This is a genomic window from Microbacterium sp. P2_F9, from assembly GCF_056403635.1.
Window position 1 is genome coordinate 1 of sequence record NZ_JBFUFC010000103.1, and the last position, 12647, is coordinate 12647.

The 12647-nt window shown below is 68.6% G+C and carries 8 protein-coding genes; 6 read left to right on the top strand and 2 right to left on the bottom strand.

The window, feature by feature from the left end; genetic code table 11:
- Positions 1-1209: PucR family transcriptional regulator (locus AC1DVT_RS11925; RefSeq protein WP_477389156.1), on the top strand; the 1209-nt coding region annotated here is incomplete at its 5' end.
- Positions 1210-1354: 145 nt separating this feature from the next.
- Positions 1355-4474, top strand: a complete 3120-nt coding sequence (locus tag AC1DVT_RS11930) for a S8 family peptidase (RefSeq protein ID WP_477389158.1) — start codon at positions 1355-1357, stop codon at positions 4472-4474.
- 106 nt (positions 4475-4580) lie between these two features.
- On the opposite strand, the gene AC1DVT_RS11935 is transcribed toward AC1DVT_RS11930, so the two are convergent.
- Positions 4581-4982, bottom strand: a complete 402-nt coding sequence (locus AC1DVT_RS11935; protein ID WP_477389160.1) for a hypothetical protein — start codon at positions 4980-4982, stop codon at positions 4581-4583.
- Between the two features lie 120 nt (positions 4983-5102).
- Here AC1DVT_RS11935 and AC1DVT_RS11940 point away from each other — a divergent pair, with 120 nt between their 5' ends.
- The 3 genes from AC1DVT_RS11940 to ppk2 all read left to right on the top strand — a co-directional run bounded on the left by AC1DVT_RS11940 (position 5103) and on the right by ppk2 (position 10017).
- Entirely contained in the window at positions 5103-5882 is a 780-nt protein-coding gene (locus AC1DVT_RS11940; protein ID WP_477389162.1) for an MBL fold metallo-hydrolase, read from the top strand.
- Between the two features lie 253 nt (positions 5883-6135).
- Positions 6136-9159 (top strand): hypothetical protein, encoded by a 3024-nt coding sequence (locus tag AC1DVT_RS11945; RefSeq protein ID WP_477389164.1) that lies wholly within the window; start codon positions 6136-6138, stop codon positions 9157-9159.
- 57 nt (positions 9160-9216) lie between these two features.
- The gene (gene ppk2, locus AC1DVT_RS11950) at positions 9217-10017 is read left to right on the top strand and encodes a polyphosphate kinase 2 (RefSeq protein WP_477389166.1); all 801 of its coding nucleotides are present in this window, start codon (positions 9217-9219) and stop codon (positions 10015-10017) included.
- A gap of 166 nt (positions 10018-10183) precedes the next feature.
- On the opposite strand, the gene AC1DVT_RS11955 is transcribed toward ppk2, so the two are convergent.
- Positions 10184-10582, bottom strand: coding sequence for a YccF domain-containing protein (locus AC1DVT_RS11955; RefSeq protein WP_477389167.1), 399 nt, complete (start codon positions 10580-10582; stop codon positions 10184-10186).
- A gap of 196 nt (positions 10583-10778) precedes the next feature.
- On the opposite strand from AC1DVT_RS11955, the gene AC1DVT_RS11960 reads away from it, so the two are divergent.
- The coding region (locus AC1DVT_RS11960; protein WP_477389169.1) for an ATP-dependent helicase at positions 10779-12647 on the top strand (1869 nt) is incomplete at its 3' end.

Consider the following 12647-nt stretch of genomic DNA (forward strand, 5'->3'; position numbering starts at 1 on the left):
CTCGATGATGAGGTCTCGCGGGCTGTCGGCCCCCACATCTTGGAGTGGACTCATGCGCTCGCGTGTGATCTGACGCGAGAGTACGTCGAGTCGTCGATGCCCGAACTGGGCGCTACGCCCGAGTTCATCGACGAGCTCCGCGGGAGCGCCGAGGCCAATTTCCTGGCCCTCTTTCTCCTGCTCGCCGATCCCGAGAGGGACGTGCAGCCACCGCGGGAGGCGCTTGCCTATGTGCATGATGCGGTGCTGCAGCGCATTGCGCTGCCGACCGTGCTGCACGGCTACCGGCGCGGCATGGACCACTGGCTCCGCTGGTGCGCGCCGGCGATCAGCAGGCACACCGATGTGCGTGACCAGGTCCACGAGCTTCAGCTCGCCGTGGCGACCGCATCGCGGTACATCGATCGGCTTTCCGAGATCGTGGTCGTCGAGTACGAACGCGAGATGCAGCGCCGCGCAACGTCCGGTGCGGCACGTCGTGCCGCCATGGTCGCAGCCATTCTCGCCGGCGAGCGGGTCGATGCCAATGAGGCGTCACGGCTCCTGCACTACCCCCTCAACGAGCGGCACATCGCATTGAGCCTGCATCGAGAACAGGATGCCGCGGCAGGCATGGATCCACTGGAGTCGGCGGCGCGGACCATCGCCGCAAGCATGGGGGCGAGCGGTCTGCTGACGCTCGCGACGGGATTGAACGCGATGGATGCCTGGGTTGCAAGCTCTGTCGGGGCGCCGGTGACGATTCCGGCGATCGAGGAGGGCGTGACGGTCGGCATCGGCACCATGCGCACCGGCATTGCGGGATTCGTCCGTTCCCACCAGGAAGCGGAGCAGGCACGAGCGATGATCAGGGTCGCAGTGCCAGGGAGGATCGGGCCGGTGGTGCGGTTTCATGACGTACAGCTCGTCGCGATGCTGACGGCGGATCTGCCCGCCGCGCGTGAGTTCGTCGTCACCCGTCTGGGTGCACTGGCGGATTCGGGTGAGCGTGCACGCGAGCTGCGTGAGACCATGCTCGCTTTTCTCGAAGCGGGGGAGAGCTACACCGCAGTGGCGCACACCCATCACCTGCACAAGAACACCGTGGTGCAGCGCGTCAAGCGGGCGGCGGAACTGATGGGCAGTGGCGACGACCACACGCTCGAGACACACGTCGCGCTCCTGCTGACATCGGTGCTGGGCGAGCGCGTGTTGATTAAGTCTTCCTAATCAAACCTGTGCCAGATCGCGGAAAATCCGCGCTTTGGCTTGTGCGCTCTGCTCAAATCTGAACGTTCCATGTTGACCTTTTGTGATACGCCACATAGCGTCCGCAAGGTATGCCGCTGTTTCACATCTGAGAAAGCAGGGTCCCTTGTTCCGACGCTCTCTGGCTGTAGTCGGCGCATTAGCGCTCGCGATCGCCACTCCCACGGCAGCTTTCGCCGCGACTCCCGACGACGATCCGTCGTCACGGTTCCAGAAGTCCGAGTCGGAGGGCCCGGTCGACACCACGGCAGCGCCGCTGTCCGTCGGTGCCGACGGCGAGGTGACTGTCATCGTCGAGATGAAGGGTGATCCGGTCGCCGTGGTGCAGGCCAAGAAGGGCCGCGACCTCACCCAGGATGAGCGCAACTCGGTGAAGGGCAACCTCAAGAAGGCTCAGGATGCCATCGCCGGTGCGATCAAGAGCCAGGGGGGCAAGATCCAGGCTGACATGCAGTCTGCGTACAACGGCATTCAGCTGTCGATTCCCGCCGAGCATGTCGATGAGGTCGCCGCACTCCCGAACGTCGTCGCGGTGCACGCCGTGAAGACCTACACGGTCGACAACGCCGTCTCGGTGCCGTTCCTGGGTGTGCCGCAGGTGTGGCAGAACACCGGTTACACGGGCACGAACGTCAAGGTGGCGGTCATCGACACCGGCATCGACTACACCCACGCCAACTTCGCCGGCCCGGGCACGGTCGACGCGTACCAGGCGGCGCTCGCGACGGACGCCCAGGCCCCGGAGCCGGCACTGTTCGGCCCCGCAGCTCCCCGCGTCAAGGGCGGCTACGACTTCGTCGGCGACGCGTACAACGCCAACACGCCCGGCAGTGTGCCGAAGCCCGACGAGAATCCCCTCGACTGTGCAGGTCATGGCAGCCATGTCGCGGGCACGGCCGCGGGCAGCGGTGTCACTGACACCGGTGCCACCTACACGGGCCCCTATGACTCGTCGACGGCATCGAAGGCGTGGACCATCGGTCCGGGCGTCGCGCCGCAGGCCGACATCTACGCGCTGCGCGTCTTCGGGTGTGCGGGCTCGACCAATGTGATCACCCCGGCGCTCGACTGGGCCGTCGACCACGGCATGAACGTCATCAACATGTCGCTCGGCTCGCCGTTCAGCCGAGGGGACGACCCCGACGAGGTCGCCGCATCCAACGCGATCGGCGCCGGAATCGTCGTCGTCAAGTCGGCCGGCAACTCCGGCCCGAGCCCCTACATCGCCGGCAACGGCGATGGTGTCATCTCGGTCTCAGCCGTTGACAGCACCGCGACCTTCCCGGGTGCGATCGTCACGGTCGGCGGCGTAGGAGTCCCCGCGATCAACGCCAACGGTGCGGATCTCTCGAGCATCGGCGACACCAAAGTCGTGCGCCTAACGAACAACCCGGCCACGGTCGAGAACGAAGCCCTCGGCTGCTCAGTGGCCGCGTACCAGTTCGCCGGCGTCGTGCCCGGCGGGCACCAGCTCGCCGTCGCGCAGCGCGGGACATGCGCCCGGGCCGCGAAGGCGATCTTCGCCCAGCAGGCCGGCGCTGCGGTGTCGCTGATGGTCAACAATGTCGACGCCTACCCGCCGTTCGAAGGCGCGATCACCTCGAACCCCGACACAGGAGAGCCGTACACCGTGACGATTCCGTTCCTCGGGGTCAAGTCCACGGACGACGCGAAGTTCGTGACCGATCAACCGGCGACGGTTGCAGCGGCGCCGCTCGCGAACCCGGGCTTCCGCGGGTACGCCTCGTTCACCTCGAGCGGACCGCGCGGCGGTGACAGTGCCGTGGGCGTGGATGTCGCGGCACCGGGCGTCTCGATCGTCTCGACCGGATTCGGCACCGGCAACGGGACCGCGACGATGTCGGGGACCTCGATGGCGTCGCCGCATGTTGCGGGCGTCGCGGCGCTGGTCGTCCAGGCGCACCCGGGGTGGAAGGCGAGCGAGGTCGCCGCGGCGATCGTGTCGAGCGCCGACCCGGAGAATGTCGCGGGCCAGAACCTCGTCCTCGGCGGAGTCGGCCTCGTCGATGCCGCCCAGGCAGTCGGCGCCCAGGTCACGGCGACGGGTGATGCGTTCCAGACGGACAGCGGATGGCTTCGCGAGACCGCGCTCAGCTACGGCTTCCAGGAGTCGGCGTCCAGCTTCCGCGGCGAGAAGACGATCACGCTGAACAACTACGGCAAGAAGCCGGTGACCTACAACCTCAGCTCGGAGCCATCGGCGCAGTCTGAGACGGCGAAGATCGTGTTCAGCCCGAAGAAGGTCACCGTCCCCGGTGGCAGCACCGTCAAGTTCACTGTCACGCTCACCGCCGATCCGTCCGCGGTCGGCACGTCCCTCGGCGAAGACGACCAGTTCTCGTTCTACGAGTTCTCGGGCGACGTCGTGCTGAAGTCCAACTCGGAAACCTTGCGCGTGCCCTACCTGCTCGTGCCCCGTGCGACGAGTCAGGTCGGTGTGGCCAGCGGCAGCCCGCTGTTCGCGCCGGGTGCGGTGGTCGCCGACGGCCAGAAGGACATCACGCTGAGCAACCCGCAAGGTGCGCTTGACGCAGCCGCCGACGTCTACACCTGGGGTCTGAGCGACCCGCAGGATGTGCCCACGACCCTGGTCGACACCGGGTACGACCTGCGTGCTGCGGGCGTGCAGTCCTTCGACTTCGGCCCGACCAAGCTCCTCGTGTTCGCGGTGAACACCCATCAGCGGTGGTCGAACGCCGCGAGCGATGAGTTCGACGTGAACATCGACACGAACGGTGACGGGAGTCCGGAGTACGCCGTGATCTCGGCCGACTCGGGCAGTGTCACCGCGGGCTCGGCGAACGGCATCTCCGAGGTGTTCATCTACAACTACGGGACGCGTGGCATCAGCAGAAGCGGCTTCTTCTCCACCGCACCGACCGACAGCAGCACGATTCTGCTGCCGGTGCGGGCGAGCGCGCTCGGCCTCACGGCGACGGCCGCGCCGTTCGCCTACACGGTGTCCGGCTACTCGAACGTCGTCGCCGGCGCGTCCGACTCGTTCGACGCGTGGGCGTCGTACAACCCGTGGTCGCCCGCGCTGAGCAACGGTCAGTACGAGACGGTGCCGCGCAACGGCAATGTCACGTACCCGGTCGCGGTGAACGCCGCGCAGGTCGCGGCCCAGAAGCCGCTCGGCGTGATGACGGTCGTCATGGACAACACGTCGGGTGCGGAAGAGGCGATCCTGACCAAGGTCCAGTAGCGACTGCCAGAAGGGGGCGTCGCGCCGTTGGCGCGGCGCCCCCTTCGCGCACGGTGGGGAATGATCGGATGCCGCGACCGCGCGGTCGCGGCATCCGATCAGGTCATCACTTCTCGCAGAGAACCGGTGTGCCGGACGTGCCGAAGCGGTAGTCGTACTGCGTGCCATCGACGCTGACGATGACCTGCATGCCATCGACCATCGCCTGCGTATAGGACATGCCGGGTTTCGGGCAGCCGAGCGCTCCGTTGTTCCAGGTCACCGCCTGGGCCGAGACGAGTTCGGGGGTGCCGGTGACCCCGCGCTCGGTCAGATCGGCGACGATCGCGTCCCAGTACGCCGGCGGTACCGCCGTCGGGCTTCCCGGTGGCGAGACCGGCCCGGGTGAGCTCGTGCGGAACGGGGGACGTTCGGATGCCGAAGACGTCGGATCGGACATGGAGCCTCCAGCGCACGCGGTGAGTGAGAGCAGCAGGATGACGCCGGCAGCGGCCAGAAGTCGGGGCATCGCACTCCTCGGGGTCACGCTCAGCCTAAATCGAGTGGCTTCGCGTTGGCAGGGAGGGCAGCCCGCTACGGTGATCATGCGGGCTATGGCCCTTCGAATCCTTGGGGAAGGTGTTCGGTGATGGAACTGACCCGCATCGGCGGTCCGACGATCCTGGTGGAGTTCGACGGATGGCGGATCCTCCTTGATCCCACCTTCGATCCGCCGGGACGGCGCTATGCCTTCGCGCTCGGAACGTCGAGCGTCAAGACGCGCGGGCCGCTCGTATCGGTTGAAGACCTGGGCCCGATCGATCTGGTGCTGCTCAGCCATGACCACCACGCCGACAACCTCGACGATGCCGGTCGTGCACTCCTGCCGTCGGCGCGCCACGTCGTCACGACGCCGAGCGGCGCCAAGCGGCTCGCGCTGCCGAACACCCAGGGGCTCAAGCCCGGCGCGACGAGCCGGCTCGAAGTCGAGGGCCGCCCGCCGATCGACGTCACGGCGACGCCCTGCCGGCACGGCCCGCCCTTCACCCGGCCCATCGTCGGCGAGGCGATCGGCTTCGCGCTGCGGCGGCCCGGCGAGTCCAAGGTCGCGCTCTGGGTCGTCGGCGACACCGTGCTCTCGCGTCCGGTGCGCCAAGTCGCTCGCGACCTCGATGTGGACGTCGCGATCGTCAACGTCGGCGGTGTCCGCTTTCCGCTCACCGGAGCCCTGCGGTACACGATGACAGGGGCGGACGCGGTCACCCTCATCGCCGACCTCGAGCCGCGCATCGTGGTGCCGGCGCACTACGACGGCTGGTCGCACTTCCTCGACGGGGAGAACGGCATCCGCACCGCTGTTGAGCGCGCGCCCGCCGCGGTGCATGACCGCTTCACGTGGCTGCCCGACGGCATCCCGACATCCGTCTGATCAGAAGTCCAGGGCGGCCGGACCGCCGGCTCCTCCGCTGAGCGGAGTGCCACAGGGCGGGGGAGGATCGATGTGCGTGCGATCGACCTCCGCTCGTCCGATCCCCTCCGCTCAGCGGAGGATGGGCTGACGCTCGTCCGGTGCGTCGTCTGAGGCGCGGGGCGCACTTCGAAACGGTAACGATTGGCCGCGGCGGGCCGGGAGGGGTGCCCCGCGGGACAGCCCGTCCGACCGCGCCACCTAGGCTCTTCTCATGACAACGGCGCGGCGACGGGGAATCCTCGCTGCCGTGACCGCCATCGTCCTTCTCGCACTCGGCCTCGGGGTCGGTGTCGTCGTCGGCGATGCGCTCGGCATCCGCACCGAGCCTTCGACCCAGATGACCCCCGCCGACCCGGTCGTTCCGGTCGTCGCCGCCGCGGTCGCCGCACCCCGCTTCACCGCCGTGGACGCGCCCGCCACGCCCCGCGTGACGCTCGCGCTCCAGTCGCTGACGGATGCCGCCGCCGCGGCCGACACCTCGGGCGAGGCATCCCTCACCGTCTCCACCGGCGATGGCGACCCCGCCGACGACTCGTACACGCTGAGCGGAGACGCGACGGCCCTGCGGATCGACGCCGCGAGCGACGCCGGCGCCGCCCGCGGCGTCTACGACCTGGCCGCGGCCGTGCGCTCCGGCACCGACATCACGGCGCTCGTCGGCGCGCAGTCCGCCGCCACCCTGCCCTTCCGCATGGTCGATCTCGGCGCGGTCGGCGTCGACCCCGACCCCGCGCAGTGGGTCGACGGCACCGACTACTCCCACGTCTCGCGTGCGTTCGAGGACGTCTACCTCGCCGACCCGCCCTACATCGACCAGGCCGCGCTCGCCGACGCGTACGACGACTGGGAGATCTTCCTCGCCCACTCGGTCGAGAACGGCTACAACGCCGTGTCGTGGCCGGGGTTCGTCGAGTTCGCGACCTTCGCCGATGTGCCGGACGGCCCGGTCTATGCCGAGGGTGACCCGCATGTCGCGCGTGCGCTCGCGCTGCGCGAGGCGTTCGGCCCGTTCTGGGACCGCGCTGCCGAGCTCGGCGTCAAGATCTTCCTCCGCACCGACATGCCGACGCTCACCCCCGAGCTCGACTCCTACTTCCAGCAGCGGTTCGGCAGTCTCGACACCGAGAACCCGGAGTTCTGGGAGGTCTACACCGCGGGCCTGGAAGAGCTGTACGCGGCGGAGCCGGCGCTCTCCGGCATCTTGATCCGCATCGGCGAAGGCGGCAACGTCTATCAGGAGCCCGGCTGGGACTACTACTCCGAGATCGCGGTGCGCACGGTCGATGCCGTGCGGACGATGCTCGAGACGTATTCGGCGCAGGCCGAGGCAGAAGGTCGCGAAGTGATCTTCCGCACCTGGAGCGTGGGGATCGGCGACGTCGGCGACATGCACACCGACCCCGCGTCGTACCACGCGGTGCTCGACGGCATCGATTCGCCCGCGCTGATCGTGTCGACGAAGTACACGCTCGGCGACTTCTACAGTTGGCTGCCCCTCAACGACACGCTCGCGACCGGCGACCAGCGGCGCATCATCGAGCTGCAGAGCCGGCGCGAGTTCGAGGCGTTCGGATCGTTCCCGAACGACCTCGGGCCGCAGTACCAATGGGCGCTGCAGACGCTGCTCGCCGAGAACCCGAACATCGAGGGCATCTGGACGTGGACGCAGGACGGCGGCCCCTGGCGGGCCGGTCCGATGTCGCTCTACCTCAAGTCGGGGTTCTGGCAGCTGTACGAGCTGAACACGCAGACCGCCGCGGCGCTCGCGCGCGACCCTGATGCCGACATCGGCCAGGTCACCGTCGACTGGGCGCGCGAGTGGTTCTCGGACGACCCCGAGACCGTCACCGCGATCGCGAACGCCATGGCGCTCTCGCGCGACGCCGTCACCCAGGGGCTGTACCTCCAGCCGTTCGCCGAGGTGCGCAGCTTCGCGATCGGCCTCGAACCGCCGCCCATGATGTGGATCTTCGAGTGGGACATCGTCACCGGCGACTCCGCCTCGCTCGGCGTCATGTCGAAGATCGTCGGCGACCGCGTCGACGAGACCATCGCCCTCGGCGAAGGGGCGGTCGCGACGGCCGAGCAGATGCGGGATGCGGTCGAGGGGACGGATGCCTCGACCTGGCGTGATCCCGCGATGCGCGAGGCCTTCGTGGGAAGCCTCGACTACGAGGTCGACGTGCTGCACATGCTGTCGGCGTACCGTGCGATGTTCCTCGAGCAGGCCCGCTGGCACCAGACCCTGTCGCCCGACGCGTACGCGGCCTGGTCCGACGCGCGCGACGAGTTCACGGCCGCGGCGGATGAGCACCTCGCCGCGTACACCGGCGATGTGGACTACCCGGCGTGGAACCTGACCGCAGCCCAGGAAGCCGTCCAGCGCGCCGATCGCGATCTGGCCATGTCGTGGATCGCCCGGGTGATGCTCGTGCTCGCCCTCATCTGGCTCGTGATCGGCATGATCTCCACCMGCACCCGCCTGGTGGGCCGGCCGGGAGCCGCGGCTGCCCGCGCGACCTGGCTGGGAGCGACCCGGCCGTGGCGGGCGCGCGAGTCGACGCTCGGCATGCTCACCCTCGACCACTGGCTGCTGCTCATCGTGCCCGGTGCGCTGCTCGTCGGCACCCGCGCGGTGCAGACCTCGTTCCTGTCGTGGACGCACCTGGTCATCGTGCTCGGGGCGTGGGTCGTCTTCCTGCTCGTGCTCGACCGGCTGATGCGCCGCCATCGCTCGCCGTGGCCCGTCATCTCCGCGGTCGGCGGCGTCATCGTGCTGCGCTGCAGCCTCACCCTGTTCGCGCTCTCCTTCTCGGGCCCGGGCGGATACTGGTACGGATTCTGGACCGACCCKACCCGCCGCACCGTCTACATCACGCTCGCCTTCGCTCTGTTCCTCTGGCTGTTCGTCGCCGCCGGCTGGGCGCTGTCGACTCACCTCGGGGCTCGTCGCGCGACCGGCGCCGTGCTCACGGCGGTCGGCGCAGGGCTTGCGATTCCCGCGACCGTGGTCGCGATCATCGGGCTCGAGCCGGTGCTGTCGCTGTGGAACGACCAGGTGGGCCTGCTGCCCTGGGGGCTCGCCCGCATCCTCGGACTCACGACCTACCTCGAGATTCCCGGCGACACGGCGTGGTGGGCCGCTGCCTTCGGAGCCGTCCTGGTCGTCGTCGGTGTGCTGCTCGCACTGCCCTGGGGCCGCCGCGCCCGAGTCGAGGCATCCGTCCCCTCCTGACGAGCGCGCTAGTGTGGCGCCAAGCGCGCGGGCGCGACTCACCTCGAGGAGACGAAGATGTCGAAGAAGTCCAAGGGCGACGGCGACGGCCTGTCGGAGAAGCAGTACCTGAAGGAGCTCAAGAAGCTCCACATCGAGCTGGTAAAGCTCCAGGAGTGGGTGAAGCAGGAGGGGCTGAAGGTCTGCATCGTGTTCGAGGGCCGCGACGGAGCGGGCAAGGGCGGCACGATCAAGGCGATCACCGAGCGCGTCAGTCCTCGGGTGTTCCGCGTCGTGGCGCTGCCCGCGCCGAACGACCGGGAGAAGAGCCAGATGTACATCCAGCGCTACATCCCGCACCTGCCCGCTGCGGGCGAGGTCGTGATCTTCGACCGGTCCTGGTACAATCGCGCCGGCGTCGAGCGGGTGATGGGGTTCTCCGACGAGGCCACCGTGACCAAGTTCCTCGAGCAGGTGCCGGGGGTCGAGAAGGCGATGGTCGACTCGGGGATCATCCTCATCAAGTACTGGCTCGAAGTGAGCCCGGAGGAGCAGACGCGTCGGCTCGAGGGCCGTATCACGGACGGCCGCAAGACTTGGAAGCTCACCGGCATGGACCTCAAGTCCTACAGCCGCTGGTACGACTACTCCCGCGCCCGGGACGCGATGTTCCAGGCGACCGACACCCCGCACGCGCCGTGGCACGTCGCCGTGTCGGACGACAAGGAGCGCGCGCGGCTGAACATCATCACGCACCTGCTGTCGCAGGTGCCGTACGGCACGATCCCCCGGGAGCCGGTCACGCTGCCGCCCCGGCAGGAGCAGGGCGACTACGTCGACCCGGGCTACACCTTCCGGTACGTGCCCGAGGAGTTCTGAGGCCGGGCCGGCCTCCGCGCATTCCGGGCGCCGAGAAACCACAAACCGATCGAGACCCAGCGCGGCGCGCGATGTCTCAGCGGGAATGTGGTTTCTCGGCGCGGATGTGGTGTTTCGGCGCCGCGAGATCGACGATCCGGATGCCGGGGGCCCCGGCATCCGTCTCTCAGAGGATGCCGGCGCCTGCGACCTCGTCGATGCGGACGATCTCCTTGCCGAGCGGCATGAGCGACACCGGCACGAGCTTGAAGCTCGCGATGCCGAGCGGGATGCCGATGATCGTGATGCACATCGCGACACCGGTGAGGATGTGGCCGATCGCGAGCCACCAGCCGGCCAGGACGACCCAGACGACGTTGCCGAGGAACGAGCCGACACCCGCGGTCGGCTTCGCGACGATCGTGCGCCCGAACGGCCAGAGCGCGTAGGCGCCGATCCGGAACGAGGCGATGCCCCACGGGATCGTGAGGATGAGGATGCACAGCAGCACTCCGGCGGCCACGTAGCCGAGGAACATCCAGAAGCCCGACAGCACGAACCAGATGATGTTGAGAAGGGTGCGCACAGCACCATTCTCCCCTGCGGCTCGGCAGCGTCGATCCCGTCTCGCCCCGGCGGTCCTCCGCTCAGCGGAGTGGCAGCGGCGGGCGGAGGATGAGTCCTGCGCGGATGATCCTCCCCTCGCCCGTGCCCCTCCGCCGAGCGGAGGAGCGGCCCGCGGACCGGCCGCTGTCGGCCCGCGCGCCTAGACTCGGAGGGCCATGACCGACGCATCCACGCCTCTTGTCGTCGGCGGGGATCGAGGACCGCAGAGCGGTTCGCACGGCCGCGCCGACGAAGACCTCCTCGCCGGCCTCAACCCCCCGCAGCGGGAGGCCGTCACCCACCGCGGGCCGGCGCTGCTCATCGTCGCGGGCGCCGGTTCGGGCAAGACGAGCGTGCTCACCCGCCGCGTCGCGAGCCTGCTGCGCAACAAAGAGGCGTGGCCCAGCCAGATCCTCGCGATCACGTTCACCAACAAGGCCGCCGGCGAGATGCGCGAGCGCGTCGCACAGCTCGTCGGCGACCGTGCGCAGGGCATGTGGATCTCGACGTTCCACTCCGCGTGCGTGCGGATCCTCCGCCGCGAAGCCGACCAGTTCGGGTTCACCAAGTCGTTCACGATCTACGACTCCGGCGACTCGCGCGCGCTCATCAAGCGGCTCGTCAAGGAGCATGAGGCTGATGCCTTCGGCCTGACCCCCGGTGGCGTGCAGAGCCGCATCTCCAAGCTCAAGAACGAGCTGGCGGATGCCGAGTCCTACGCGCGGGACGCCAACATGAACGACCCTGCCGAGCGCATCTTCGTCGGCATCTTCGGCGACTACCAGCGTGCGCTCCAGCGGGCGAACGCCTTCGACTTCGACGACCTCATCGCCCAGACGGTGTACCTCTTCCGTGCGTTCCCGAACGTGGCCGACACCTACCGGCGGCGCTTCCGGCACATCCTGGTCGACGAGTACCAGGACACCAACCACGCCCAGTACGCGCTGATCCGCGAGCTGACGCGGCCGATCGGTGCGGATGCCGCGCCCATCGCGCACTCGAGCGGCATGATGATCTTCGAGCCCGACCCGGCCGACGATCCCGACCGTGCCGGGGCATCCCTCACCGTCGTCGGCGATTCCGACCAGTCGATCTATGCCTTCCGTGGCGCCGACATCCGCAACATCACGGAGTTCGAGCGCGACTACCCGGGCGCGAAGGTGGTGCTGCTGGAGCAGAACTACCGCTCGTCGCAGAACATCCTGAGCGCCGCGAACGCTGTGATCAGCCACAACTTCGACCGCAAGGACAAGAAGCTGTGGACCGACGTCGGGGCGGGCGAGCGGATCGTCGGGTTCACCGGCTACTCGCAGCACGACGAGGCCCAGTTCGTCGCGGATGAGACCGAGGCGCTGCGCCGTGCCGGCGTCGACTACTCGCAGATGGCGGTCTTCTACCGGACCAACTCGCAGTCGCGAGCGCTGGAGGAGATCTTCATCCGCTCGGCCGTGCCGTACAAGATCATGGGCGGCACGAAGTTCTACGAGCGCGCCGAGATCAAGGACGCCCTCGCCTACCTCGTCGCGGTGGCCAACCCCGCCGACGAGATGGCCGTGCGCCGCATCCTGAACAAGCCGCGGCGCGGCATCGGCGACGTCACCGAGACCGCGATCGCGCGCTACGCCGCCGACCAGCAGATCACCTTCCGCGACGCGCTCGCGAACTCGTCGGCGCTCGGGGTCGGCCCCAAGATCCAGGCCGCCATCGCACACCTCGACGCCGTGCTGGCCGAGGCCACCGACCTCATGCTTCCCGCCACGGGCGAGCTCGCCCCGCCGACCGCCGTCGCCCAGGGCCTGCAGCTGCTCCTCGGCAAGAGCGGCTACAACGACGCGCTCCGTGCGAGCCGCGATCCGCAGGACGAGGCTCGCCTCGAGAACCTCGACGAGATGGTCGCGGTCGCCCGGGAGTTCGCGCGCAACAACCCCGAGGGCACGATCATCGACTTCCTCACGGAGGTCGCGCTGGTGTCGGATGCCGATGACCTCGAAGACGCGTCGGGCTCGGTCTCGCTGATGACCATGCACACGGCCAAGGGCCTCGAA